The sequence below is a fragment of the Staphylococcus sp. GDY8P198P genome, assembly GCF_017891615.1.
Taxonomy (GTDB): domain Bacteria; phylum Bacillota; class Bacilli; order Staphylococcales; family Staphylococcaceae; genus Staphylococcus; species Staphylococcus cohnii.
Genome location: NZ_JAESJQ010000012.1, coordinates 74146 through 100881, shown reverse-complemented (window position 1 = coordinate 100881; position 26736 = coordinate 74146). Strand labels below are relative to the sequence as shown.

Here is a 26736-nt window from a genome sequence, read left to right as displayed (position 1 = left end):
GGGAATTCTTTGTTCTGTTTCTTCTAATTTTAGTCTTGGAACTTACGTTTCTGTTTTTTCATCGATGTATTGAAGTGTGGCTAATAACTTAGATTTAAGTTATCGACATCACTTTCAAGTAGAGAGAGTAACGTATATAATTCATTCTTGCTGAAATTTTCATCGCATTTAACAGAAATCGTTTTGAATGTCTTGGTGATAATTTCATAGATTGGGTTACCATTCTCAAAAGATTGTTCGTAGATAATCATGATGTCATACCTCCTTGTCTCTCTACACTTATTATAATAATAGATATGCTAGAAAATAACATGGGCCTGTAGTATCAAATTTGAATCAGACTAATGTCTGATATATTTTGAGTTTGAAAAATTTGAAGTTATTAATTAAATATGGAGATGTTTTATTTGCTCAAAATAGACGCATAAGGTTTGAGTTAAGGATTGTTAATCAATACAATATTATATAATAAAAAAGAAATCTGAAGCATTATTCGTTATGAATATGTTTCAGATTTCTTTTTTTATGATTTATACTTCAGTTACTTCAACATCTATATGTTCAATACGATTGTAAGCACCGTGATCTACAGGACCAACGAAGTCGTTCATTTTCCAGCCATTTTTAATTGCAGATGCAACAAATGCTTTGGCAGCAATTACGGCTTCTTTTGGAGATTTACCATTTGCTAAATATGCAGTCGTTGCTGCAGCAAATGTACAACCAGCACCGTGATTATAACTTTGCTGGAACATGTCAGTAGTTAATTGGTAGAAGTTATTTCCATCATAGTATAAGTCATAAGATTTATCTTGATCTAATGCTTTACCGCCTTTAATAATAACGTGCTTAGCACCTTGTTGGTGAATAATTTCAGCTGCTTTTTTCATATCGTCTATTGATTTTAAAGTGCCGAGGTTTGCAAGTTGACCAGCTTCAAATAAATTTGGTGTTACGACTGTAGCTTTTGGTAACAAATATTCAATCATTGCATCAGTATTGCCAGGATTTAAAACTTCGTTTTCTCCTTTACATACCATTACTGGATCAACCACAAAGTAATTCGCACCTGATTCTACGTATGCTTCGCCGGCACGTTTAATAATTTCTTGTGTCCCTAGCATGCCTGTTTTCACTGCATCTGGACCGATTGATATTGCTGTTTCTAATTGTTTTTCAAATACATCGAATGGAATTGGTGTAACATCATGAGACCAAGATGCTTTATCCATTGTTACAATAGATGTTAATGCAACAATGCCGTATGTTCCTAACTCTTGGAATGTTTTTAAGTCTGCCTGCATGCCTGCACCAGCACTTGTATCTGAACCGGCAATGGTTAATGTTTTTTTCAATGCCATGAATTTTCACTCCTATATATTCTTTTGTATATATCATACCACGTTTGTCGACTATTCTAAATAATGACGTTTACAATGTAATAAGGTTACAATAATGAATAAATCATTATATCGTTTTGATTCTATTACTGATACATATTAAAATGAAATTAAATATATTCATTATAATTGTGTTTATGATTAAGCTAACACTACTAAATCTCTCAAGCGAGAAAGTAGCGCTTTATGTTACTATATTAATCGAGGTGAACGTGTATGGAATGGTCTGATGTTTTTCATAAAATAACTACGGAGCATGATTTTACTGAAATGCATAATTTTTTAGAAAATGAATATACGACAAAGGTAATCTATCCAGATAGGGAAAACATTTATCAAGCTTTTGATTTAACACCTTTTGAAAAAGTGAAAGTTGTTATCTTGGGACAAGATCCTTATCATGGACCAAATCAAGCACATGGTTTAGCATTTTCTGTGCAACCGAATGCTAAGTTTCCGCCTTCATTAAGAAATATGTATAAAGAACTTGAAGACGATATCGGTTGTGTAAGAAAATCACCACATTTACAAGATTGGGCAAGAGAAGGTGTTTTATTGTTAAATACTGTTTTGACAGTACGACAAGGAGAAGCTCATTCTCACAGAGATATAGGGTGGGAAACTTTTACTGATGAAGTGATTAAAACAGTTTCCGAAAATTTGAGTAATGTTGTATTTATTTTGTGGGGTAAACCCGCACAACAAAAAATGAAACTGATTGACACATCTAAACATCACGTTATTAAATCACCACATCCAAGTCCATTATCTGCATATCGCGGGTTCTTTGGTTCAAAACCGTATTCCTTAACAAATGCATATTTACAAAAAAATGGTATTGAACCTATAAATTGGTGTGAAAGTGGGTTATAAAATAAATGGAAAAAGAGAAAATTATTCAACTTATTGAACAAGAATTAGTTCAAGCAGATGAAGCTAAGAATGATGCAGAGTTTGAAAAGCATATTTATGCCATTCATACACTAACGTCATTAGTAAATAGTTCAAATGATAAACAGCATTTTAAAGATAATACGTATTCAGTGTCTACCTCATTCAAATCATCACAAAATGTAAAACACACTACAGCTAGTGAGAAACAAGGTATCTCTCCTGAAGAAATTCAAGCAATGGGAGGGAAAATACCTGCTTCTTCGGCAAAATATACAAATACTAATACTTCGCTAAATTCTAATAAATTAGTAACAGACGATGAAATTGGTAATGGAGATTCGATTTTTGATTTTTAATTTAAGAAAGAGAGGTTTATTTTTATGAAATTATTTATTATTCTCGGTGCTTTAAATGCTTTAATGGCTGTAGGTACTGGCGCATTTGGCGCACATGGTCTGGAAGGTAAGTTATCGGATAAATATTTATCTGTATGGGAAAAAGCAACCACTTATCAAATGTATCACGGGCTTGGGTTACTATTAATTGGAATTATAAGCGATACAACGTCAATTAATGTGAATTGGGCAGGATGGCTTTTATTCTTAGGCATTGTATTTTTCAGTGGTTCGCTTTATATCTTAGCATTAACACAAATTCGTATACTTGGTGCAATTACACCAATCGGAGGTATTTTATTTATTATAGGTTGGTTAATGTTAGTGATTGGTACGATTAAATTATAATTTTATAATTGTTATAGAATTCATCTTATGGGTATAATACATCTCATGAGGTGAATTTTATTTATGGGAAAAAATGATAGGAAAGTAGATAGAGGAGATTTAAAACAAAACTTATCTGAGAAATTTGTTTGGGCAATTGCCTATGGTTCGTGTATCGGTTGGGGCGCATTTATTTTACCAGGTGATTGGATTGGTCAATCTGGACCTATTCCAGCAGCTATTGGTATTGTAATTGGCGCATTGTTAATGATTTTAATTGCGGTAAGCTACGGCGCGCTTGTTGAACGGTTCCCAGTTTCTGGCGGGGCTTTCGCGTTTAGCTTTTTAGGTTTTGGCAGATACGTAAGTTTTTTCTCATCTTGGTTTTTAACTTTTGGTTATATATGTGTAGTGGCTTTAAACGCAACTGCATTTAGTTTATTAATTAAATTTTTATTACCTGATGTTTTAGAAACAGGTAAACTATATACCATCGCAGGATGGGATGTTTATATTACTGAAATATTAATTGCATCATTGTTATTGATTGTATTTATGTTTATAGCTATTAAAGGTACGAGTGTTTCAGGCTCGCTACAATTTTATTTCTGTGTGGCAATGGTCATTACAATCTTATTGCTATTTTTCGGTTCGTTCTTTGGTAGTAATTTCTCATTAGAAAATTTACAACCATTAGCGAACAAAGAAAAAGGTTGGCTTACATCAATTGTAATGATAGTTGCAGTAGCACCGTGGGCTTATGTAGGTTTTGACAACATTCCACAAACTGCAGAAGAATTTGATTTTGCTCCAAATAAAACGTTTAAACTTATTGTATATAGTTTATTAGCAGCAGCATTTACGTATGTGCTAATGATTTTGTATACAGGTTGGCTAAGCAGTTCAGAGACTGATTTAAACGGTCAATTATGGTTAACAGGTGCTGTTACAAGTGGTGCATTTGGATATATAGGTTTGGCAATTTTAGCGATTGCTATTATCATGGGCATATTTACTGGTTTAAACGGATTTTTAATGAGTTCAAGTCGTCTATTGTTCTCAATGGGACGCTCAGGTATTATGCCTTCAGTATTTAGTAAATTGCACAATAAATATAAAACACCGTATGTAGCAATCATATTCCTTGTAGCTATCACATTGATTGCACCTTGGTTAGGTCGTACGGCATTGACATGGATTGTTGATATGTCATCTACGGGTGTTTCGATAGCATACTTTATTACATGTTTATCAGCAGCTCGTTTATTTAGTTATGACAAAACAAGTAACACATACGGTCCGGTATATAAAACATTTGCGATTATAGGTACAATAGTATCGTTTGTTTTCTTATTACTATTATTAATTCCTGCTTCACCAGCTGGATTATCAACGCCATCATATATTGCATTGTTTGGTTGGTTAATTATAGGATTAGTCTTTTTCGTAATTCGTTATCCTAAATTAAAACAAATGGATAATGATAAATTAAGTAAATTGATATTAAATCGTTCGGAAGATGAAGTCGTGAACCTTATTAATGAAAATAAAGTGCCGAACGAAACGCATAAATAGATGACAGTCGTTAATTATTTATGAGATAAACATATAAATAATTAGATATGGAATTCTTACAATATTTTGAGTATGAAAAAACTCCTATCAATAGCAACGGATTTTAACTGCATATTGATAGGAGTTTTTAAAATAAAATTATCATGTCTTATACAAAAAATCTGAGGTCTTTAATGAGCCTCAGATTTTTTATGTTCAATTATTAAATGTGCTTTTTGCTAAATTTTGTACCGGAAACGATGAGTTTAGATATTTGATCAGCAAATAATAAACCTAAAGCGATTGCGCCTGCAATTAGCGTTACTTCTAGCATCGTGTTAATCGCTTTACTAAAGTCTAACAAAATAAGATTTTTCGTAGCGTCAAAGGCTAAACCTCCAGGTACCAAAGGTATAATACCTGGCACCATAAATAGAATAACTGGTTCTTTTTTAAAGCGAGCCATTATATGACTAAGTAAACCCAATGCTAAACTTCCAAAGAAGCTTGAATAAATGGTGTGAAGTTGGAAACCATCATAAAATAATGTATAGACCATCCAACCACACGCACCAACAATTCCAACAGCATTATATAAATATTTTGGAACATCAAATATAATACCGAAGAATAGTGAAGCGGTATAACTAAATATTAAATTTAAAATCCAAAACATAAGCATTGCTCCTAAGAAATAATAAGTATTGTACCGACACCTGCCCCGATGCCAAAGGCAGTTACTAATGCTTCTAATGATTTAGTTGTAAACATTAACATGTGGCCACTGAATAAATCTTGAATAGCATTCGTGATTAAAACACCTGGTACAATTGGCATCACTGCTGAAATAATAATTGTGGAAATAGAACCACCCTGTATAAGCGTATTGCCCAATACTGCCACTGCACCAATAACGAGTGCACCCATAAATTCAGGAATAAATTTAGTGTGTAAATTTCTATTTAAAAGTTCTACAACGAGATAACCTAAAGCGCCTGCAACGAGTGCAGTGAATACATCAACTAAGTAACCACCTTGTAAATATAGAAAACTAATAGAGATAATCGCAGCGGCAATAAATTTAAAAAATAGATCGTGATTAATGCTTTGTTCATGATATATTTTTTGTAATTCTTGATATGCATCTTCAACTGAGAGCGTGCCATCAGAAAGTTGTCTAGAAACACGGTTGGTTCTTGATATACGATGTAGATTGGTGTCTCTTGTTCTTATTCTATAAATTCTTGGATAAGATTCATTATGTAACATAAAATTAATGACTGTATTCGTAACAAAACTATTACTTTCTGTATAACCTAATGTGAAAGCAATACGAGTCATTGTATCTTCTACACGAGACCCTTCTGCCCCAGATTCAAGTAAAATTCTGCCAGCTAGAATTATGACATCTTTTGCTATTTTTTCTTCATAATTTTCTGAGTATTGAACATTTATTGTCATCTAATCACCAATTATATTTTATTTAACTAAACCATTCGTAACTGTATTTTCATGGGATATATTTAGTAAGTTAATATTTTTTATTGTAACATTTTATTCAAATAATATGTTGGGTAAAAAAAAGGATATTGTATTTTAAAAAATTGAGTTTTATACAACTTTAGTAATGCAAATATGTTTCAAATATTTCAAATAGGTTAAAATAGTATTAGTTGACTGTTACAAAATATTGAGTAGCGACAATGTTTAACAGTTAACCCTTAAATTAAGTAGTGATTAAAGTTCTCCCAAACACACTACATTCAGACAGGCACACTTGGAATAAAACAAGTGTGCCTTTTAGTCGCTCTTCTTTCTACGAAGTAGAAAGTTAGAGCGACTTATGCATGCGAAGCGCAGGCGAACCAAGCGAAACGAAGTAGAAAGTTAGAGCGACTTATGCATGCGAAGCGCAGGCGAACCAAGTGAAACGAAGTAGAAAGTTAGAGCGACTGATGCATGCGTATTATCGGAACATTTGTCTTCAGAAGCTCATTTTTCAAATTTAAACGTAGTTATTGAATTATATAGCTATTGTAATTGTATTAAACATGAAAAACAAAATTGCTGTATGATTGGAAAACTTAGATTTGAGGCACAATGCTACTTATATATGGATGAAAAATAAAAAATGATATATATAAACACCCCTCCATTTTAAATGAAGGGGTGTGAGGAAAGAATATAACGATATTTATATTTCAAAAAGTGTTGGTAAACTATCTTTTGTAATAATGTTACCTACATAGAAACTACCAAAATCACCGTAACGTGCTGTCGTTTCGTCAAATCTCATTTCAGAAACAATTTTTTTGAATTGAAGTGGATCATCTGCAAATAGAGTAACACCCCATTCGAAATCATCAAAGCCCATAGAACCTGTGATAAATTGTTTGATTTTACCAGCATATTGACGACCGATTTTACCGTGATTGTACATAAGTTCTTGTCGGTCTTCTAGTGATAACATGTACCAGTTATAAGTTTCATTACGACGTTTGTCCATAGGATAGAAACAAATATATTCGGATTGTGGTAATTCTGGGTACAATCTTGGTTTGATATGTGGATTTTCGTAAGGATCTTCGTCGGATTTTCCTGCTAAATAATTGCCTAATTCAATAATAGAAACAAATGAATATGTCGGAATTAAAAAGTCTGTGATTCTCAATTTATTGAATTCATTTTCAAAAGCATTTAAATCTTTTAATTCAGGACGCAATGCCCATAAAAGAATATCTGCTTTTTGACCAGTGATATTATAAAATGCATGATCGCCTACATGGTTAGTACGCGCTTCTTCGTGTTTATCTAAAAATGCTTGTAACTCTTCAACTAACGTTTGACGTTCGTTTTCTGGGACTAGACGTAAACTAGCCCAATCTATAGCATATAATAAATGTAAACTATACCAACCATCTAAAGTTTCTGGCGCTTGTGGCATATTGAATCGCTCCTTTATGAAATAATTCTATATCTACACTGAAAATTCTATCATAAAGGTAACTATAAAACATAAGTAAATGATTACAAATTGGTGACATGGAATTCTATAAAAAAATGACGTATAATAGTAATGGAAAAAATAATAGTATTAAAAATTTGAGGAGGCCCATATGTCTTTATTAGATGTATTACAAGAGAAATTGTCAGGAAAAAATGTGAAAATTGTTTTACCTGAAGGAGAAGATGAACGCGTATTAACTGCGGCAACACAATTACAAAGTACGGATTATGTAACACCGGTATTATTAGGTAATGAAACAAATGTTAATGCGTTAGCTAAAGACAAAGGTTTAGATATTTCGAACTTAGAAATTATCGATCCTGAAACGAGTGAGTTGAAACAAGAGTTAGTGACAGCTTTTGTTGAACGTCGTAAAGGGAAAGCAACTGAAGCCCAAGCTCAAGAAATGTTAAAAGACGTAAATTACTTTGGTACGATGCTAGTATATATTGGTAAGGCTGAAGGTTTAGTAAGTGGTGCTGCACATTCTACAGGTGATACAGTTCGTCCGGCACTACAAATTATTAAAACAAAACCAGGTGTAACTAAAACATCAGGTATATTCTTTATGATTAAAGGTGAAGAACAATATATCTTTGGTGATTGTGCAATTAACCCTACATTAGAAGCACAAGATTTAGCTGAGATTGCAGTAGAAAGTGCAAAATCTGCACAAAGTTTTGGCATGTCACCACGTGTAGCAATGTTAAGTTTCTCAACAAAAGGTTCTGCAAAATCAGATGATGTTGAAAAAGTTTCGAACGCTGTAGCGTTAGCACAAGAAAAAGTTGAAACTGATCAACTTAAAGATGTAGTTATTGATGGAGAATTCCAATTTGATGCTGCAATTGTACCGGAAGTTGCTAAGAAAAAGGCACCAGATGCACAAATTCAAGGCGATGCAAATGTATTTATTTTCCCAAGTTTAGAAGCAGGTAATATTGGATACAAAATTGCGCAACGTCTTGGTGGTTATGATGCAGTAGGCCCAGTATTACAAGGTCTTAATTCACCAGTAAATGATTTATCTCGTGGTTGCTCAATAGAAGACGTGTATAATTTATCAATCATCACTGCTGCGCAAACATTACAATAATGGATCTAGCAAGTAAGTATTTTAATAGTGCCACTTGGCGTTATGTAGACCATTCTTCTGGATTAGCACCGATGCAGTCATTTGCATTTGATGATACTTTGTCAGAAAGTGTCGGAAAAGACTTATCAAGTAGTGTGGTACGTACTTGGATACACCAACATACAATCATTTTGGGTATCCATGACTCAAGGTTACCGCATTTGCAAGATGGTATTCGCTATTTAACCGAAGAACGAGGGTATAATGCGATTGTGAGAAACTCAGGTGGTCTAGGTGTCGTACTAGACCAAGGTGTACTCAATATATCACTTATTTTTAAAGGCAAACATGACATTACGATTGATGAAGCATTTTCAGTCATGTACTTATTAGTGGCAAAAATGTTTGAAGATGATGATGTTGAAATTGAGACCTATGAGATTGAACAATCATATTGTCCAGGGAAATTTGATTTAAGTATTAACGGGAAGAAATTTGCCGGTATTTCACAAAGACGTGTTCGAGGTGGCATAGCTGTCCAAGTATATCTATGCGTTGAAGGAGATGGCAGTGAACGTGCTGCATTAATGAGAGCATTTTATGAACGCGCATTACAAGGTGAAAGTACTAAATTTGAATACCCTGATATTGATCCTCAATGTATGGCGTCTTTATCGCAATTATTAGGCAGAACGATAACAGTTCAAGACGTGATGTTCCAGTTGTTATATGCGTTAAAAGATTTAGGCGCTAATTTGACAATGGATGATATTACGGATGATGAGTGGCAGCGATATGAAGGTTATTTTGACAAGATGATTGAACGCAATGCTAAAGTTAATCAAAAAATGGACGAATGAGACAAAGACTAGAAACGATACATTGTATTCGTTTTTAGTCTTTTTATTTATAATTACATAATGGAAGATATTACTATTATTTGTTGAATTATAGTAATTAAATAAGTAATATAGTGAAAGTATACGTTAAAAATCAAAAATAAATTAATAAAATAAAGTGAAGTTTTTGAATAATAGTTCATCGCGTTTTATAATAAAAAAGTATTGTTTATAATTAGTAGCAGGTATTAACTTTTTGCTCATTTTGTTCAATTTTGATACAAATTTTAAAAAAACTATGGCTCGAGTCGTATGTCAATATATGAAATTTGTGAGATAATATAATTTGATTTGTGTAAAATTGATTGAGTTGTGTAAAAAATGCACGTAATTTCTTCTTGATTAAAAATGAAAAGATATGAATACGCTAGCTAAATACTATTAAACACAGAATTTCCTGGGAAATGTTAAGATAACTAGGAATGAAATTAAGATTAACAAAAAAATCGCGGTGCAAAGCATATATTATTTAAATTTAAAGAAAATACTAAAGGTGATTGAAAATATGGCACAACAAGGTTATGGGGAAGCGAATGGCAAGGTGATTTTAATAGGTGAGCACGCGGTGACATTTGGAGAGCCTGCAATTGCGATTCCATTTACGACAGGAAGAGTGAGTGCATTAATTGAATCTTTAAATGTGACTGAATCTTCCTATATCAAAAGTGAAGTTTATGACGGTGAATTGGCTTACGCACCAGAACACTTAAAATCAGTAATAACGAGATTTATTGATAAATATGATATTGAAACACCCATAAAAGTTTCTATAGATACGAACTTGCCACCATCGAGAGGTTTAGGATCTAGTGCAGCAATGGCAGTTGCATTTGTACGTGCGAGTTTTGATTATATAAATAAACCTTTAACAGATGCAGTATTGATAGAGGAAGCAAATTGGGCAGAACGTATAGCGCACGGCAAACCAAGTGGCATAGATACACAAACCATAGTATCTAACAAGCCAGTTTGGTTTCAAAAAGGTGAAGTTACTACCTTGAAACCATTAGACTTAAATGGATATATGGTTGTAATAGACACTGGTATTCGTGGTTCAACGAAACAAGCAGTAGAAGATGTACATAATTTATGTAAAGCAGATAGCGGGTATCTTAGCTTTGTCGAACATATCGGCAAATTGGTACATGAAGCTCGAGATTCTATAGAACACCATAACTTTGAACAACTTGCTACTGTCTTTAATTTGTGCCAAGAGAATTTAAGAACACTCACTGTTAGTCATGAAAAAATTGAACAGTTGTTAGAAGTTAGTGAAAAACAAGGCGCGATTGCTGGTAAATTAACTGGAGGAGGTAGAGGCGGAAGTATGATCGTTCTCGCTTCTACTTTAGAAACGGCTGAAAAAATTGTGGAAAGTGCGCAATCATTGGGTGCACATCATACTTGGATTGAATATTTAGGAGGTTAGTAAGGTGGTTAGTAGTGGCAAAGCACGTGCACATACAAATATTGCACTGATTAAATATTGGGGGAAAGCTGATGAAGCCTATATTATTCCGATGAATAATAGCTTGTCGGTAACATTAGATCGTTTTTATACAGAGACTAAGGTAACTTTTTCTGAACAATATACGAAAGATATATTGATTTTAAATGGACAAACAGTAGATGATTCTGAAGCAATTAAAATACGTCGTTTTATGGATATTGTTAGAGATCTGGGTAAAACATCTATGTACGCACACATCGAAAGTGATAATTTCGTACCAACAGCTGCAGGTTTAGCCTCATCAGCAAGTGCTTATGCCGCGTTAGCAGCAGCATGTAATGAAGCTTTAAAACTTGGTTTAACGGGTAAAGAATTATCTAGACTTGCCCGAAGAGGATCAGGATCAGCCTCTAGAAGTATTTATGGAGGTTTTGTAGAGTGGGAAAAAGGTTATGATGATACAACATCATACAGTTTCCCGATTGATGCAGATCACTGGGAAGATGATTTATCTATGATATTTGTAGTAATCAATAATAAAACAAAAAAAGTTTCCAGTCGTGCCGGTATGTCACATACGCGTGATACATCTCGTTTTTACCAATACTGGTTAGATCACGTAGATGAAGACATAGCGTCAGTTAAACATGCGATTGATGACAAAGATTTTAAGTATTTAGGAGAAGTTATCGAAGAGAATGGTTTGAGGATGCATGCAACAAATTTAGGTTCACAGCCTCCTTTTACATACATGGTAGAAGATAGTTATTTAGCTATGGATATTGTACATCAATGTCGTGAAGCTGGTTATCCTTGTTATTTTACAATGGATGCAGGGCCCAATGTTAAAATTTTAGTAGAAAAGAAAAATCAACAGGCAGTTATTGATGCACTACAAAAATCATTTAATGATGATCAAATTATTGCAAGTGATATTACACGTACAGGTGTTGAAATTATTGAGTAAGGAAGAGATAACATGATTCAAGTAAAAGCGCCAGGTAAGCTCTATATTGCAGGTGAATATGCTGTTACTGAACCTGGATATAAATCTGTATTAATAGCTGTTAATAGATTTGTAACAGCTTCAATTGAGGATTCTAATGCTCCAGAAGGTACAATCCATTCAAAAACGTTACATCATGAGCCAGTTACCTTTCAAAGAGAAGAAGATAAGATAGTCGTATCTGATTTACATGCAGCAAAACAATTAAAATACGTTATCACAGCTATAGAAGTTTTTGAGCAATTTGTGAGCAGCAATCACATTGACTTAAAACATTTTAATTTAACGATAGATAGTAATTTAGATGATGCTAATGGTCATAAATACGGTTTGGGTTCAAGTGCAGCGGTACTAGTATCTGTAGTAAAAGCTTTAAATGAATTTTATGAAATGCATTTATCAAATCTTTATATTTATAAACTTGCAGTGATTGCAAATATGAAATTACAAAGTTTGAGTTCTTGTGGGGATATCGCTGTCAGTGTATACACAGGCTGGCTTGCTTATAGTACATTTGATCATGAGTGGGTATCACAGCAAATTGAAGATACATCTGTTAATGAAGTATTAAATAAAAACTGGCCAGGTTTACATATTGAACCACTACAACCACCAGAAAATATGGAGGTTTTAATTGGATGGACAGGATCACCTGCGTCTTCGCATCATTTAGTTAGTGAAGTAAAACGTTTGAAATCCGATCCTACGTTTTACGGAAAATTTTTAGAACGTTCTCATGCTTGTGTAGAGAAATTGATTCATGCCTTTAAAACCAATCATATCAAAGGTGTACAGCAAATGATTCGTATGAATCGTGAAATTATTCAATCTATGGATAATGAGGCTACAATCGATATTGAAACTGCACATTTGAAAGTGTTATGCTCTGTAGCTGAAAAATATGGTGGTGCTGCTAAAACATCAGGTGCAGGTGGCGGCGATTGCGGTATCACAATTATTAATAATGAAGTAGATAAACAATCAATTTATAAAGAATGGTTAGAAAATGAAGTGAAACCGTTAGAGTTTAGTATTTATCATGGGCAATAAGCTTGAAGGAAAGGGATAAGACAGAAACCCAATTTTTAAATGGTTACGTTGTCTTAACGGACATGGATGGTTAGAGTTGATGCTTTACTGAGCTGAATCTCATGTACAAGACTTACTAAATCAATAAATTGAGAAGTGCAACGGCTGTGACAATTAATTTGTCCAGCCTCTTTTGGTTTGATTTTTATAATAAATGACAGAAAAGCATATAGCAAAAGTAAGTATCATAAACGTTTAATTATATGCTTTCATGACCATGTTATATACTTTTGAGGAAGAACTTGAAAAAATGCCTAAATAGAGTAAAATAATTAGAGTTGTATTTATCATTATAAACGTATTAATGTGGCTTTGGATAGGCAATTAAGCGCATATTTTACATAGAATAATAAAAAATGTGTTAATCATTTATGAATGGAAAGGTGAGGGTGATTAATTTTGCAAAATAAATTTTTAATCTGCGATGATTGTCAGGGCGTTAATTGTAAATCTTTGGAGAAAAAACTAACAAAATTAGATCCTAAGGCAGAAATAGAAATTGGTTGTCAATCGTATTGTGGACCTGGTCGACGTAAAACTTTTGCATTTGTTAATAATCGCCCATTAGCAGCCTTGTCTGAAGATGAGCTTATGGAAAAAATTGAAAAACAATTGCAAAAACCAAGGGATCCGGAAGAGGAAGAGCGTCTTAGAAAACGCAATGAGGAACGTAAAAGACGTAAAGAAGAACAAGATCGTAAGCTGAAAGAAAAATTAGCTAAGAAGAAAAGCAAATGATAGACACTCAAATTGTCACATATGAAATGATTGAACTGCGCGATGTAGTTCAATCTTTTTTTGTACTACTGAATAAAAAAACACTTTTGTTCATTTCACCATTAAATATGAGTATTGAACAAAAGTGTTTTTTGATTTTATTGAAATCAGGATCATATATGTTATTAATTTTTAAAGTGCTGTATAACCACCATCGATTGTGAAGACACTACCTTGGGCAAATGAAGAAGCGTCTGAAGCAAGATATACAACGATGCCACCGAGTTCATTTGGTGTGCCTGGTCTACTCATAGGTGTGAATCCCATCCAGTCTTCAATCATTTCTCCACCTTGATCAAAGAATGGTTTCGTAAGTTCTGTTTTCATATAACCTGGAGCTATTGTATTGACTTTAATATTATATTTTGACCATTCCATAGCTAAACTTTTCGTCAACATAATGACACCTGCTTTGGAAGCATTATACGAACATTGTTCTTGTGGTTTATTAGCAATTAGTCCTGACATAGAGGATGTATTAATGATAGAGCCATATCCTTGTTTAATCATTACGCGACCAACAGATTGGGCAACTAAGAAAATGCCATTTAGATTTAAATTAATGACTTTATTCCAATCTTCAAATGACATTTCTTCAGCTTTTGCGTTAATTGTCATGCCAGCGTTATTAACTAAAATATCAATTTTATTAAATTGTTTTGTAACTTCTTCAACCATTTGATTTACAGCATCTGGATTTGTGACATCCACTTTTAGTGCAATCGCTTCTATATTTTCAGTTTCACTAATTTCTTTAGCGGTATTATCAGCTATCTCTTCATTAATATCTGCAATAACGATATTAGCACCAGCTTGAGCCAATGCGGTAGCCATAGCTTTGCCTAAACCCATAGCACCTCCTGTTACAATTGCTACTTTTCCATCTAATTTGAATTGTTCTAATATATTTGTCATGTTCAAACACCTGTCCTTTTTAATGATTTGGTTGGTTAACTTTCATAAAGAAAGTCAGTATAAATCCTATAAAATAAATGATTGCATAAGTCCAAATAGTTAGTACAGGGCCTCCTATTGGTACTGTTAAGGTTGCGATTGCTGGACCAACAAAGTTACTTAAGCCAGCGGATAAGTTATGAATAGAAACGGCGGCGCCTTTATGATTTGGTTCTAAAATAGGGAAAATGGCTGACATCGGGACAAATGCAGCGACAGCAAAACCGAATACAATCGCCACTGCACCGGCAACCCAAATGTTGGGGCCAGTCCATATTGGTAAATAGTAAAATGCTAATGTAGAAATCACCATTCCTATACAACCAAACCAACGAACTTGGCGTACCCATCCAATTTTATCTCCAACCACACCCCAAAATAGGTTAGTGAATATGGTTACGATATACATTAAGCCCCAAATTCTCAACCATTCTGATGTAGTGAATCCTACAGTATCAGTGAATACGATTGGCATGATGACTACAAGTCCAAACAATGCTAATTGGTTAATGATTCTAACCACACAAGCAATAGCAACTTGTGGGTTTTTTAAAATTGTTATACCTTTAGCGAATTCAAACAATATCTCTTTTGGTGTTAGTTTATCAGTTTCTTTCTCAGAACCTTTCCTATCTTTAACTAAGAACATAGCCATTAAACCACCGATTAAAATGAATATTATGGATGACCATAATGTCCCCATAAATCCAATCCAAGGTATTGTAAAACTAGGTAGATAGGTTCCTAAAAACCCGATACCTACGGAATACATTGCCCAGAACCAACCCATAGCTGAAGCTAGGCGATGTTTTGGAGCTGAATATGTAATCCAGACGACAAAGCTATAGATAAACATCGGATAGGCAAACCCTCTAATACCATACATAATTAACATCATCGGATAACTATGTTGCTCTAGTCCTAAAGTTAAAAATCCTACATGAAAAACAATCCAAATGATAAACGCAAGCGCCATTATTTTTCTCGGACTAAATATTTCAGCTAAAATACCAGAAAGCCAAGATGCAACTGCAACAATAAGACCGTAAAGTGTTAAGACTGCAGATGCTTGCTGCGATTCAAATCCAATACTAACAATATATTTTGATAAAAAAGCTTGTTCAATACCATCGCCAGTCATGAAAATAGCAACTGCGATATAACCCCAAATTAAAGTTATCGGTAAGCCTAAAAATTGCTTAGAGTTATCTGTACTTAGTGTATTCACAAAAATCTCTCCTAATCTTTAAATATGATTTCTAAAATGTTAATCGTGTTTAAATATATTCATCTATCTGTCTTTGGAGAGGTAATAATGCTTTAAATCTTTGAATATAATTTCTAAAACTTTCAATATCCTGTGGTTTGGGATTTAAAGTGATTTGATCAGTGTTATCAAAAGCTTTAACGTTTAAGTAATTGGCCAAATTTGTATATTGGTTTTCTAATAAATAACGGGATAATATTGCGATACCCCATGCGCCTCCTTCACTAGCAGTCTTCATAACACTTACTGGCGATTCTAATGCTGCAGCTAAGAAGGATTGTGCGATTTTGTCTGTTTTAAAAATACCACCATGCCCTAACATGCTATCAATTTGAATATTCTCTTTTTCTTTTAATAAATCTATGCCAATTTTCAAAGTGCTAAAGGCACTGAAAATATGTGTCTTCATAAAGTTTTCAATATTAAATGCACTATCAACATGACGTAGAAACATCGGATAACCTTGATTGACATCTGTTATGAATTCTCCAGAAATATAGCCATAGGATAATAGTTTCCCTAAGTCTTCATCTCCGCTAAAAGCGCTTTCAAATAACTTAGTGAAAAGTTCATTTTTATCATACTTTACATTCATGAGTTGAAAAACTTCCTCAAACAAATGAATCCAAGCATTGATATCAGATGTACAGTTATTAGCATGTATCATTGCAACATCATAACCATCAGGTGTTGTTACAATATCAACTTCGGGATATACATTGACAATCGGTTTTTCTAGTACAATCATTGAAAATATGCTAGTTCCGGCTGAAATATTTCCTGTTTTTGGTGCTACACTATTGGTTGCTACCATGCCTGTGGCAGCATCTGATTCTGGTGCACACATTGGACATCCTGACTCCAATTTACCATTTGGATCGATGAGTTTAGCGCCTGTTTCTGTTAAATAACCGGCAATTTGTCCAGCTACAATAACATTTGGTAACATATCGCTAATGTCTTGTGTATAACCTAATTTTTGAAATAATGAATTAAAGCGTTTTAATAAATCTTGGCGAAAATACTTACGTTCGCTATCAATTGGGAACATGCCAGATGCATCTCCTATACCTAATACCTTTTTGTCTGTTAAATACCAATGAACATATCCAGCAAGGGTAGTTAGATAACTAACTTGTTTGACATGCGCTTCGCCATCTATTGCTGATTGGAATAGCTGAGCGATGCTCCAACGTTCTGGTATATTAACTTTAAAATCTTCGCGTAATTGTTGTGCAGCTTTGTTCGCATTGTTATTACGCCAAGTTCTGAAAGGTACTAACAAATCATCGTTGTCATCAAAAGCTAAGTAACCATGCATCATACCACTAATGCCTAGAGAAGCTAAGGATTTAAGTTGAGTATGATAGTTGTCTTTAATTGATTGTGACATTTCAGAATAACTTTTTTGGATGCCTACCCATACATCATTAATGGAATAAGTCCAATAGCCATTTTCATATTTGTTCTCCCATTCAAAAGAACCTGTTGCAATTGTTTCACAATTAGGTGCGATAGCAATTGTTTTTATCCGCGTAGAGCCTAATTCAATGCCTACAGATAGTTGACCAGATTCAACCAAGTGCTTGATATCATCACTTTCCATTTTGTTGCTCCTTTATTTTAAATAATGTAAACGCTAACAGAAATGAATAATAATTCAAAAATTATGAAAAGTCAATTAAAGATTATTATATTTTTAGTTCATATGATAAATTATAAATGATTATTTAAAATGTTATTTATATTAATTTTACTTTGGAAGTTATTATAGTTTATATAGGTGTTGGATTGATTGTGTTATCATTCGTTGTAAGATGAGTATGATTAAAATAGGATTTTGAAATTTCAAGGTTACAGATTGATAAAAGGAGTTATGATATGAATTCATTTGCAAAAATTACTGCGCAAGGTGCTTATGTACCAGAGAAAATAATGGATAATCAGGATTTCGAGAAGATTGTTGATACTTCTGATGCATGGATCCAACAAAGAACTGGGATTGTTGAAAGAAGAATCGTAGCTGAAGATGAATATACGAGTGATATCAGTTATAAAGCAGTGTTGGATTTACAAGAGAAATATCAAGTGGAATTAAATGATGTTGATATGATCATCAATGCTACGTTGACACCAGACTATAAAACACCTAGTGTCGCATCTTATGTGCAAGCGAAATTAGGATTAAAAAATGCAGGGGCTATTGATATTAATGCAGCTTGTGCAGGTTTTGCCTATGGCTTGAATATCGCTAATGGTCTAATTACTTCTGGCCAAAATAAAAAAGTGTTAGTCATTGGCGCAGAAACATTATCACGAATTACAGATTACACAGACCGCAATACGTGTATATTGTTTGGAGATGGTGCAGGAGTATTTTTAGTAGAATACAGTGAAGATGAAACGAGCTTTATATCTAGTAGTGCTGGCTCGGATGGCGACAAAGGACATCATTTATATTGTTCGGAACTTTCTCATACAATGTTTGGCGAAGATTTACAAAATCCTGGCCATATTGTACAAAATGGCCGTGGGGTATATAAATGGGCTGTCGGCAATGTCCCAAATATTATTGATGATACAATGCGTGATACGAATTATAAAAAAGAAGATATAGATTGGTTTGCACCACACAGTGCCAATGCCAGAATGATAGAATCAATATGTGAAAAGGCAAATCTATCAAAAGATAAGGCGTTAATGAGTCTTAAATATTATGGTAATACGTCATCGGCAACGATACCGTTATCGATTGACTTAGCCGTTCAAGCACATCAACTCAAAAAAGGTGATCTCATGTTATTAGTTGGGTTTGGTGGTGGATTGTCATATGCGTCTACATTAATTAAATGGACACTTTAAAAATGTATCACAACAATCAAATAAACAATGATTCAAAAGTAGGATGTACATACATTGCATCCTGCTTTTTTCAATTGTAATCATTCTTATTAGGGAAGCGATGAAATCTTTTTAATAAAATTAGCTTTCTGTCCAATCTCAATAATGCTTAAATTTTTGCAACTTAATTTTCAAGCATTTTACTTCAAGGTTTCATCGAAAACATGCTAAATTTTGAGTAGAGGTTCAAAAGTTATTCAACAACTTAATGTAGTTATTTCACCACGACGTGTTAAATCATATATGTTTAGAATGAGTCATGTTAGCGATATTTGAAATAACTGAATTACAAGACGATAAATGATTTAGAGTCACTAGTTAACACAATAAATCGTCACGCTGACTTATGAAGTGAATCTGAATATTTAGGTTATGTACATTTATACTATGTGATAACCACGTTATTAAACTGAATGAAAAAGGGTAGAGATATATTATAGTATTCAGCAGTTCATACGTTTGTTGATTGTACGGTCTTACTCTCTTTCAAACAAATGTATACAAAAACACTTTGAGCCAGAGATTCTATAAATATTTCAAAATTAAAATATAAGGAGTTGGATTGTTTTGACGGAAAAAGTTCAATTAGGAAAATCAAATGTAACAGTATCACCGATTGCTTTAGGTACAAACGCTGTTGGTGGACATAATTTTTATAATGATTTAGATGAAGAAAAAGGTAAAGAAACAGTTCGTACTGCAGTGAGAAATGGTATTACATTGTTAGATACAGCATATATCTACGGTCCAGAACGTTCTGAAGAATTGGTTGGAGAAGCGGTTAAAGAATTTGCTAGAGACGAGTTTGCTATTGCCACAAAGGGTGCACATTATTTTGATGAAGATGGTAATGTGAAAATGTCTAATGACCCAGAATTTCTTAAAGATCAGGTAGAAAAAAGTTTAAAACGTCTTCAAGTAGATTATATTGATTTGTATTATATTCATTTTCCAGACGACACTACGCCTAAAGATCAAGCAGTTGCCGCATTAAAAGATTTAAAAGATGAAGGCAAGATTAAAGCTATCGGCGTTTCTAACTTTACATTAGATCAACTAAAAGAAGCGAATAAAGATGGCTATGTTGATGTTGTACAAATGGAATATAATTTGCTAAATCGTGAAAATGAAGATGTGTTTGAATATACAAAAGAAAATCAAATTACATTTATTCCATATTTTCCTTTAGTATCAGGTCTTTTAGCCGGTAAGTATACTGAAAATACACAATTTGATGATATTCGTGCTAAGAATCCAGAATTTCAAGGGGAAAAATTCAAAGAAAATTTAGCGAAAATTGATGAGTTAAGAGATATTGCAGATAATCATAATGTAGATGTTGCACATATTGTACTTTCATTCTATTTAACCCAGCCTTCATTGGATGTCGTGATACCTGGTGCAAAACAACCACATCAAGTCGTGGATAATTTAACGACGTTAGAGGTTAATTTAACTAAAGAAGAAATTGAAAAAATAAACGAATTATTTCCTAGAAAATAATACAATGTGTCTAGGACGAATCAATGATGTCCAGACTGTTTCAAATTGTCAGTAGATGACTTAATTGAAAATTTTAGTCCCACTTCACAATTTATTGGGTTAGTGGGACTTATGCATGAGCTAGCTCAGGTAATCCTTGAATCACTTCACAATTTATTGGGTTAGTGGGACTTATGCATGAGCTAGCTCAGGTAATCCTTAAATCACTTCACAATTTATTGAGTTAGTGGGACTTGTGCATGAGCTAGCTCAGGTAACCCTTGAATCACTTCACAATTTATTGAGTTAGTGGGACTTATGCATGAGCTAGCTCAGGTAACCCTTGAATCACTTCACAATTTATTGAGTTAGTGGGACTTGTGCATGAGCTAGTTCAGGTAATGTCTTTATGCGTTTTCAATTCTAGTCATCCTTGTCGGGAGTGGGATGACGAAATCTTTTTAAGAAAATTAGATTGCTATCCTACTCCCATTTTATAAAGTTTTAAAATTTAAATTGAAATATATAAATTTATAAATTTTCCTGCAAATCATTTAATGCTATAATATAATATTGTAAACGCATGTTATATTTATGAACTTTTGTGTAAGATTATTAAGATGTCTCTAATGAAATATTTTAATATATGAAAAGGATTAAAAGGAGATTATTATGATTACAGTTTTGTTCGGGGGCAGTCGTCCGGAAGGGAATACTGCTCGATTGACTAAAATGGCTTTATCAGGACACGACTACAAATGGTTTGACTTAACACAGTATCAATTGAATCCAGTGAGAGATGTAAGGCATGATGGGACAACAATAGATGCTTATGAAGATGATTATAAAAAAATTATAGACCAAGTGTTAGCCAGTGATACAATTATCTTTGCATCACCTGTTTATTGGTATAGTTTGTCTGCTTCTTTGAAAGCTTTCATTGATCATTGGTCTGAAACTTTAATGGATCCTAATTATAAAGATTTCAAAGCGAAAATGGCTGAGAAAGATTTTCGACTCATTATTGTCGGTGGAGATTTTCCAAAAGTAAAAGCCAAACCATGTATCACCCAAATGAAATATAGCTTAGAATTTTTAGGTGCTACGCTATCTGGTTATATAATTGGAACTGCTGAAAAACCAGGAGATATTGATAAAGACTCATACGCATTAAACCGCGTACAAGAATGGCAAGATACATTAAATAATGTTTAGAGATAGTTTGGGCAATTGTTATCTATTGTCCAAGCTATTTTCATTTGAATAGATTAAGTATTTGGAACACTAAAATTATGTTATAATAAGAGTATTATTACCTACTATAAATAGGGGGAACCAACATGCACAAAGTTAGAAAAGCAGCGCCAGAGGATGTTGTAGGCATCAGAGATGTAGCAACAAAAGCTTGGTATAATACTTATTTAAATATCTATGCAGCTAAAACTGTAAATGAATTATTAGCTGCTTCATATAATGAACAACATTTACTTAAAAGATTAGAAGAACAATTATTCTTAGTCATTGAAGAAGATGATCAGATTATTGGTTTCGCTAATTTTATATATGGCACTGAATTATTCTTATCAGCCCATTATGTAAGACCCTCATGGCAACATCATGGGTATGGTTCTGATTTACTGAAAGAAGGCTTGGCGTATTTCCAAGATGAATATAATGAAGTATTTTTAGAAGTTGATAATAAGAATGATGAAGCTGTATCTTTTTATGAACAAAAAGGGTTTGAACGTGTGCGTTCATATATGCATGTGATGTATGGGGAAGAAATGGATTTGGCATTGATGCGAAAAACTTTAAAATAATTGCACATTAACAAGGTATGAATAGGAGGACGACATTGACTTTTACAACTTATGCTACACAAAAGTTACCTGAAGAAAAAGTATTTAAAGACCCCATTCATAGGTATATTCATGTAAGAGACCAAGTGATTTGGGACTTGATTAAAACGAAGGAATTTCAGCGTTTACGACGTATAAAGCAATTGGGTACATTATACTTATCATTTCATACCGCTGAACACAGTAGATTCGGACATTCTTTAGGTGTATATGAGATTGTTCGAAGATTAATTGATGATTCATTTGACGGTCGTGAAGCATGGAATAATGATGATCGTCCACTTGCATTATGTGCTGCATTATTACACGATTTAGGTCATGGACCATTTTCACATAGCTTTGAGAAGATTTTTAATACAGATCATGAGCAGTTTACGCAAAAAATCATTACTGGTCCGACAGAAGTAAACAGTGTATTACGACGTGTTTCTGAAGATTTCCCGCAACAAGTAGCTGATGTTATTAATAAAACACATGAAAATAAATTGGTCATATCTATGATTTCTTCACAAATAGATGCTGATAGAATGGATTATTTGCAACGTGATGCTTATTTTACAGGTGTTAGTTATGGACAATTTGACATGGAACGTATTTTGAGATTAATGAGACCTTCAAAAGATGAAGTGCTTATTAAGGAAAGTGGTATGCATGCAGTAGAAAACTTCATTATGAGCCGTTATCAAATGTATTGGCAAGTATACTTCCATCCAGTTAGTCGGGGTGGAGAAGTGTTGCTTAACAATTGTTTGAAACGAGCAAAGCAACTTTATAATGAAGGCTACACATTTAAAAAATATCCTGCTGATTTTATTCCTTTCTTTGAAGAGTCTATGACGATTGAACAATATGTAGATTTAGATGAAGCGGTTGTAGTTTATTACTTAAAAGCATGGATTAATGAAGATGATGCTATATTGAGTGATTTGTCACGCAGATTTATTAATCGTGATTTGTTTAAATATATGCCATTTGATGGTTCTATCATTACAATTACAGAATTAACCGATTTGTTTATACAAGCAGGTATAGATCCGAATTATTACTTTGTAAGCGAATCATTTTCAGACTTGCCTTATGATTATGATCGTCCAGGATCAGACAGACAGCCGATTCATTTGTTGAGACGTAATGGTAAAATAAGAGAAATCAGTAGTCAATCCTTAGTTATTCATAGTATTACAGGCATTAATAGACAAGATTATAAATTATATTATCCAAAAGAATTTATTTCTGATATAGAAGATGACCAAGTTAGAAATGCTATTAATAGTATATTAGATGAATTGAATTAAACAATTAAAAATTGATTACTTTTATCGTATTGTTAAATATGGCAAAATTTTAATATAGACAACTTATGTATGATGAGAAAATAACGATTACATAACTACTTGTTTTAATATGGAGGTGGACACTGATGGCTGAAAATAATGGATTTAAATTTAATATTATTAAAAATGATCCACTGGATGGGCACAAAGGTACCAATATTGGCTCTATAAGTTTAGATAACGTAGCTCCTGTGTTTATCGATGTTGCAAATGAAGAGGCATTTATTGATATTGCAGGTATGCATGCACGTTCCAGTGTTGAAAAAGGTGTCAAATGGATTAAAGATAAAGAGACCGTTGAAGGTGAAGAAGCAAAAGAATATTGGTTGTGTTGGGTTACGACAGAACGTGGCGAAAATGGACCGTTTTATGCTGGATTGACAGCTTGCTATTTATTAGTAAATAGAAGTATTCGCAGAGGTTACAAAAGCATGCCAGAACATGTGAATATGATGGATAAATCAATGAAACATTATATTGAAATTGACCAAATTGGCGACCACAATAAAAAAATATTAGCAGCGTTTCTTAAATCACATGATATAGATATGTGGAATAACTCTGACGCTTCATTACGCGAATCTTTGGAGACGGAGTAACAACATTTAGTTTTTAATGATTATACGATATGAAGTGGATTTAAGGTGTTTTAATGGTCTTATAATACACAGTTTGATATTTGTGTGAATTGAAAAGAGTAGAAATACGAAATCAAATTGAAATTTTGATTTTGTTTTCTACTCTTTTATTATGTGTGATTTTAGAATAAAGTGAATGTGTTGTAATATTAACTATAAAAATATAGATAATGTATTTAAATTAATTTTAGCAACTGTTTTGCATATTTCAAGTATGCTATAATGGTTTGTATTATTTTAAAGATTAGGGTGAAACTTACATTGGAAAACAATGTTGAAATCCAAACGAAACAAGTTGTTAAGCAATTCGATAACAAAGAAAAATTCTCATTGTCTACTACAGGATCTTGGCAAAAGCGTAAAGCTGATTTTATTCGTTATCAAGAAGAGATAGACGGAGCAACAGTTAACGTGACGGTAAAAATTGAAACTTCAGGAGTAAAGATTATCCGCAATGGTGACATTAAGTTAAACCTTCATTTTGTAGAGGGCGAGGATACGATTACTTTGTATGAAATTAGTGGCGGGCGCATACCGCTTACCGTTTATACACATTCTATTTTACATTTTGTAAATGATAACGGTGGAAAATTGAAAGTGCATTATGATTTAATTCAAGATGAAGAGAAGATGGGGTCTTATCAATATGAAATTACTTACAAGGAGATGCCGTAAATGAACATAATCGAACAAGTCAAGCAAACGTTAGTTGAAGAAATTAAGAAAAGTATTCAACAAGCACAACTTGCTGATATGAACGAAATGCCTGAAATTAAAATTGAAATACCAAAAGATAATAAAAATGGTGATTATTCAACAAATATAGCAATGGTTTTAACAAAAATAGCGAAACGTAATCCACGCGAAATCGCAACAGCAATTGTTGATAATTTGGATACAACGGCTGCACAAGTTGAAAAAGTTGATATTGCAGGGCCTGGTTTTATCAATTTTTATTTAGATAGTGCTTATTTGACTGCGATTATTACTGAAGCAATAAATAAAGGCAATCAATTTGGCCATAAAGCAGAAAAAAATGGTGAAAACATTTTATTAGAATATGTATCTGCTAATCCTACGGGGGATTTACATATAGGCCATGCGCGTAATGCGGCAGTTGGCGACACGTTGGCTAATATATTAGAAGCAGCTGGTTATAATGTAACAAGAGAATATTATATTAATGATGCGGGTAATCAAATTACTAATTTAGCACGTTCAATAGAGGCGCGTTATTTTGAAGCGCTTGGTGATAATTCTTTTGAAATGCCAGAGGGTGGTTATCATGGAAAAGACATCATTAATATTGGTAAAGATTTGGCAGAGAAACAACCTGAGATAAAAGATTTAGACGAAGAAGAACGTATTAAAACATTTAGACAACTTGGTGTTGATTACGAAATGCAAAAACTAAGAAAAGACTTAGATGATTTTAATACACACTATGATAGTTGGTTTAGCGAAACAACACTTTATGAATCAGGTGAAATCAAACAAGTACTTAATAAAATGACTGAACTTGGTTATACTTATGAAGAAGACGGTGCAACATGGTTACGTACCACTGATTTCTCAGACGATAAAGACCGCGTATTAATTAAAAAAGATGGCAATTATACTTACTTTTTACCAGATATTGCTTACCATTTTGATAAAATTGAACGTGGTAATGATATATTAATAAACTTATTTGGTGCAGATCATCATGGTTATATACAGCGTTTGAAAGCATCGATGGCAACATTTGGTGTTGATAGTGAACGCCTTGAAATTCAAATTATGCAAATGGTCCGTTTAATGCAAGATGGCCAAGAAGTAAAAATGAGTAAACGTACCGGAAATGCAATTACTTTACGTGAAATCATGGATGAAGTAGGCGTGGATGCTGCGCGTTATTTCTTAACGATGCGTAGTCCTGATACCCATTTTGATTTTGACATGGAATTAGCAAAACAAGAATCGCAAGATAATCCGGTATATTATGCGCAATATGCACACGCACGTATTTGTTCAATATTAAAACAAGCTAAAGAAAAAGGTGTTGAACCTTCAACTGATGCAGATTATTCGTTTATCACAAACGGCAAAGCGATTGAACTCATGAAAAAAATTGCAGAATTTGAATCAACGATTGAAAATGCTGCAGCACACAGAGCACCACATAGAATGACAAACTATATTCAAGATTTGGCGGCGCATTTCCATAAATTTTACAACGATGAAAAAGTCTTAACAGATGATTTAGAAAAAACAAAAGCGTTAATTGCATTAATTGATGGAGTGAGAATTACGCTACATAATGCATTGAACCTTGTTGGCGTAACAGCGCCAGAGTCGATGTAATCATTATTTAATTAAAGTAAACGTTTATTTAGGAGCAAGTTTAGGTTTGTTAATCATAGTTTGATGTGATTTCATCAGTACTATC

The 26736-nt window shown here is 33.3% G+C and carries 26 protein-coding genes; 18 read left to right on the top strand and 8 right to left on the bottom strand.

Annotated elements, in window-relative coordinates:
• Positions 1-80: 80 nt before the first annotated feature.
• Both vraX and thiD read right to left on the bottom strand, forming a co-directional pair.
• Positions 81-251, bottom strand: a complete 171-nt coding sequence (gene vraX / locus KA824_RS09770) for a C1q-binding complement inhibitor VraX (protein WP_157947957.1) — start codon at positions 249-251, stop codon at positions 81-83.
• Positions 252-530: 279 nt separating this feature from the next.
• Positions 531-1361 (bottom strand): bifunctional hydroxymethylpyrimidine kinase/phosphomethylpyrimidine kinase, encoded by an 831-nt coding sequence (gene thiD, locus KA824_RS09765; protein ID WP_119537813.1) that lies wholly within the window; start codon positions 1359-1361, stop codon positions 531-533.
• 255 nt (positions 1362-1616) lie between these two features.
• Between thiD and KA824_RS09760 the strand changes: the two genes are divergently transcribed.
• The 4 genes from KA824_RS09760 (at position 1617) to KA824_RS09745 (ending at position 4591) form a co-directional block, all read left to right on the top strand.
• The gene (locus KA824_RS09760) at positions 1617-2273 is read left to right on the top strand and encodes a uracil-DNA glycosylase (RefSeq protein ID WP_107386430.1); all 657 of its coding nucleotides are present in this window, start codon (positions 1617-1619) and stop codon (positions 2271-2273) included.
• A gap of 5 nt (positions 2274-2278) precedes the next feature.
• The gene (locus KA824_RS09755; RefSeq protein ID WP_107386431.1) at positions 2279-2650 is read left to right on the top strand and encodes a DUF5327 family protein; all 372 of its coding nucleotides are present in this window, start codon (positions 2279-2281) and stop codon (positions 2648-2650) included.
• A 24-nt stretch (positions 2651-2674) separates the two neighbouring features.
• Positions 2675-3037, top strand: coding sequence for a DUF423 domain-containing protein (locus KA824_RS09750; RefSeq protein ID WP_181187659.1), 363 nt, complete (start codon positions 2675-2677; stop codon positions 3035-3037).
• A 63-nt stretch (positions 3038-3100) separates the two neighbouring features.
• Entirely contained in the window at positions 3101-4591 is a 1491-nt protein-coding gene (locus KA824_RS09745; RefSeq protein ID WP_107383636.1) for an APC family permease, read from the top strand.
• 202 nt (positions 4592-4793) lie between these two features.
• On the opposite strand, the gene KA824_RS09740 is transcribed toward KA824_RS09745, so the two are convergent.
• The 3 genes from KA824_RS09740 to hemQ all read right to left on the bottom strand — a co-directional run bounded on the left by KA824_RS09740 (position 4794) and on the right by hemQ (position 7514).
• Positions 4794-5246, bottom strand: a complete 453-nt coding sequence (locus KA824_RS09740) for a threonine/serine exporter family protein (RefSeq protein WP_107383637.1) — start codon at positions 5244-5246, stop codon at positions 4794-4796.
• Positions 5247-5257: 11 nt separating this feature from the next.
• Positions 5258-6025 carry a threonine/serine exporter family protein gene (locus tag KA824_RS09735; RefSeq protein ID WP_394862813.1) on the bottom strand — a complete coding sequence of 256 codons (768 nt, stop codon included), beginning with the start codon at positions 6023-6025 and terminating at the stop codon, positions 5258-5260.
• A gap of 739 nt (positions 6026-6764) precedes the next feature.
• Positions 6765-7514, bottom strand: coding sequence for a hydrogen peroxide-dependent heme synthase (hemQ, locus tag KA824_RS09730; RefSeq protein ID WP_107383639.1), 750 nt, complete (start codon positions 7512-7514; stop codon positions 6765-6767).
• Positions 7515-7686: 172 nt separating this feature from the next.
• On the opposite strand from hemQ, the gene pta reads away from it, so the two are divergent.
• The 6 genes from pta (at position 7687) to KA824_RS09700 (ending at position 13834) form a co-directional block, all read left to right on the top strand.
• On the top strand, positions 7687-8673 hold the full coding sequence (gene pta / locus KA824_RS09725) for a phosphate acetyltransferase (protein WP_181187660.1): 987 nt from the start codon (positions 7687-7689) through the stop codon (positions 8671-8673).
• On the top strand, positions 8673-9512 hold the full coding sequence (locus KA824_RS09720) for a lipoate--protein ligase family protein (RefSeq protein WP_107383640.1): 840 nt from the start codon (positions 8673-8675) through the stop codon (positions 9510-9512). The genes pta and KA824_RS09720 overlap by 1 nt, the downstream gene beginning before the upstream one ends.
• Before the next feature lie 544 nt (positions 9513-10056).
• Positions 10057-10980 (top strand): mevalonate kinase, encoded by a 924-nt coding sequence (gene mvk, locus KA824_RS09715; protein ID WP_107383641.1) that lies wholly within the window; start codon positions 10057-10059, stop codon positions 10978-10980.
• A 4-nt stretch (positions 10981-10984) separates the two neighbouring features.
• A complete protein-coding gene (gene mvaD / locus KA824_RS09710; protein ID WP_107383642.1) occupies positions 10985-11968 on the top strand; it encodes a diphosphomevalonate decarboxylase in 984 nt (327 codons plus the stop codon).
• 12 nt (positions 11969-11980) lie between these two features.
• Complete coding sequence (locus KA824_RS09705; protein WP_107383643.1) at positions 11981-13057, top strand: phosphomevalonate kinase; 1077 nt, start codon at positions 11981-11983, stop codon at positions 13055-13057.
• Positions 13058-13495: 438 nt separating this feature from the next.
• Complete coding sequence (locus tag KA824_RS09700) at positions 13496-13834, top strand: YuzB family protein (RefSeq protein ID WP_119535736.1); 339 nt, start codon at positions 13496-13498, stop codon at positions 13832-13834.
• Positions 13835-14005: 171 nt separating this feature from the next.
• Here the strand turns inward: KA824_RS09700 and KA824_RS09695 are convergent, their stop codons facing one another.
• The 3 genes from KA824_RS09695 to KA824_RS09685 are packed head-to-tail and all read right to left on the bottom strand — an operon-like array spanning position 14006 to position 17700.
• Positions 14006-14788 (bottom strand): glucose 1-dehydrogenase, encoded by a 783-nt coding sequence (locus KA824_RS09695; RefSeq protein WP_181187661.1) that lies wholly within the window; start codon positions 14786-14788, stop codon positions 14006-14008.
• 19 nt (positions 14789-14807) lie between these two features.
• The gene (locus KA824_RS09690; RefSeq protein WP_107383646.1) at positions 14808-16055 is read right to left on the bottom strand and encodes an MFS transporter; all 1248 of its coding nucleotides are present in this window, start codon (positions 16053-16055) and stop codon (positions 14808-14810) included.
• A 49-nt stretch (positions 16056-16104) separates the two neighbouring features.
• Positions 16105-17700 carry a xylulokinase gene (locus KA824_RS09685; RefSeq protein ID WP_181187662.1) on the bottom strand — a complete coding sequence of 532 codons (1596 nt, stop codon included), beginning with the start codon at positions 17698-17700 and terminating at the stop codon, positions 16105-16107.
• 275 nt (positions 17701-17975) lie between these two features.
• Between KA824_RS09685 and KA824_RS09680 the strand changes: the two genes are divergently transcribed.
• From KA824_RS09680 to argS, 8 genes are all read left to right on the top strand, one after another.
• Positions 17976-18956 carry a ketoacyl-ACP synthase III gene (locus tag KA824_RS09680; RefSeq protein ID WP_107383648.1) on the top strand — a complete coding sequence of 327 codons (981 nt, stop codon included), beginning with the start codon at positions 17976-17978 and terminating at the stop codon, positions 18954-18956.
• A gap of 606 nt (positions 18957-19562) precedes the next feature.
• A complete protein-coding gene (locus KA824_RS09675; protein ID WP_181187663.1) occupies positions 19563-20498 on the top strand; it encodes an aldo/keto reductase in 936 nt (311 codons plus the stop codon).
• Between the two features lie 651 nt (positions 20499-21149).
• Positions 21150-21692 carry a flavodoxin family protein gene (locus KA824_RS09670; RefSeq protein ID WP_181187664.1) on the top strand — a complete coding sequence of 181 codons (543 nt, stop codon included), beginning with the start codon at positions 21150-21152 and terminating at the stop codon, positions 21690-21692.
• Positions 21693-21817: 125 nt separating this feature from the next.
• A complete protein-coding gene (locus KA824_RS09665) occupies positions 21818-22297 on the top strand; it encodes a GNAT family N-acetyltransferase (RefSeq protein ID WP_107383651.1) in 480 nt (159 codons plus the stop codon).
• A 17-nt stretch (positions 22298-22314) separates the two neighbouring features.
• Positions 22315-23631, top strand: coding sequence for an HD domain-containing protein (locus tag KA824_RS09660; RefSeq protein ID WP_181187665.1), 1317 nt, complete (start codon positions 22315-22317; stop codon positions 23629-23631).
• 125 nt (positions 23632-23756) lie between these two features.
• Positions 23757-24269, top strand: coding sequence for a YwhD family protein (locus KA824_RS09655; RefSeq protein WP_107386218.1), 513 nt, complete (start codon positions 23757-23759; stop codon positions 24267-24269).
• A 300-nt stretch (positions 24270-24569) separates the two neighbouring features.
• A complete protein-coding gene (locus KA824_RS09650; RefSeq protein WP_019468431.1) occupies positions 24570-24983 on the top strand; it encodes a YwiB family protein in 414 nt (137 codons plus the stop codon).
• The gene (gene argS / locus KA824_RS09645; protein ID WP_181187666.1) at positions 24984-26651 is read left to right on the top strand and encodes an arginine--tRNA ligase; all 1668 of its coding nucleotides are present in this window, start codon (positions 24984-24986) and stop codon (positions 26649-26651) included. It abuts the gene before it with no gap.
• The last annotated feature ends 85 nt before the right edge of the window (positions 26652-26736 follow it).

Excerpts from the sequence above, each read along its gene's own strand:
- vraX (WP_157947957.1), bottom strand. The coding sequence starts at position 251 with ATGATTATCTACGAACAATCTTTTGAGAATGGTAACCCAATCTATGAA.
- thiD (WP_119537813.1), bottom strand. The coding sequence starts at position 1,361 with ATGGCATTGAAAAAAACATTAACCATTGCCGGTTCAGATACAAGTGCT.
- KA824_RS09760 (WP_107386430.1), top strand. The coding sequence starts at position 1,617 with ATGGAATGGTCTGATGTTTTTCATAAAATAACTACGGAGCATGATTTT.
- KA824_RS09755 (WP_107386431.1), top strand. The coding sequence starts at position 2,279 with ATGGAAAAAGAGAAAATTATTCAACTTATTGAACAAGAATTAGTTCAA.
- KA824_RS09750 (WP_181187659.1), top strand. The coding sequence starts at position 2,675 with ATGAAATTATTTATTATTCTCGGTGCTTTAAATGCTTTAATGGCTGTA.
- KA824_RS09745 (WP_107383636.1), top strand. The coding sequence starts at position 3,101 with ATGGGAAAAAATGATAGGAAAGTAGATAGAGGAGATTTAAAACAAAAC.
- KA824_RS09740 (WP_107383637.1), bottom strand. The coding sequence starts at position 5,246 with ATGTTTTGGATTTTAAATTTAATATTTAGTTATACCGCTTCACTATTC.
- hemQ (WP_107383639.1), bottom strand. The coding sequence starts at position 7,514 with ATGCCACAAGCGCCAGAAACTTTAGATGGTTGGTATAGTTTACATTTA.
- pta (WP_181187660.1), top strand. The coding sequence starts at position 7,687 with ATGTCTTTATTAGATGTATTACAAGAGAAATTGTCAGGAAAAAATGTG.
- KA824_RS09720 (WP_107383640.1), top strand. The coding sequence starts at position 8,673 with ATGGATCTAGCAAGTAAGTATTTTAATAGTGCCACTTGGCGTTATGTA.
- mvk (WP_107383641.1), top strand. The coding sequence starts at position 10,057 with ATGGCACAACAAGGTTATGGGGAAGCGAATGGCAAGGTGATTTTAATA.
- KA824_RS09705 (WP_107383643.1), top strand. The coding sequence starts at position 11,981 with ATGATTCAAGTAAAAGCGCCAGGTAAGCTCTATATTGCAGGTGAATAT.
- KA824_RS09695 (WP_181187661.1), bottom strand. The coding sequence starts at position 14,788 with ATGACAAATATATTAGAACAATTCAAATTAGATGGAAAAGTAGCAATT.
- KA824_RS09685 (WP_181187662.1), bottom strand. The coding sequence starts at position 17,700 with ATGGAAAGTGATGATATCAAGCACTTGGTTGAATCTGGTCAACTATCT.
- KA824_RS09680 (WP_107383648.1), top strand. The coding sequence starts at position 17,976 with ATGAATTCATTTGCAAAAATTACTGCGCAAGGTGCTTATGTACCAGAG.
- KA824_RS09670 (WP_181187664.1), top strand. The coding sequence starts at position 21,150 with ATGATTACAGTTTTGTTCGGGGGCAGTCGTCCGGAAGGGAATACTGCT.
- KA824_RS09665 (WP_107383651.1), top strand. The coding sequence starts at position 21,818 with ATGCACAAAGTTAGAAAAGCAGCGCCAGAGGATGTTGTAGGCATCAGA.
- KA824_RS09660 (WP_181187665.1), top strand. The coding sequence starts at position 22,315 with ATGAATAGGAGGACGACATTGACTTTTACAACTTATGCTACACAAAAG.
- KA824_RS09655 (WP_107386218.1), top strand. The coding sequence starts at position 23,757 with ATGGCTGAAAATAATGGATTTAAATTTAATATTATTAAAAATGATCCA.
- argS (WP_181187666.1), top strand. The coding sequence starts at position 24,984 with ATGAACATAATCGAACAAGTCAAGCAAACGTTAGTTGAAGAAATTAAG.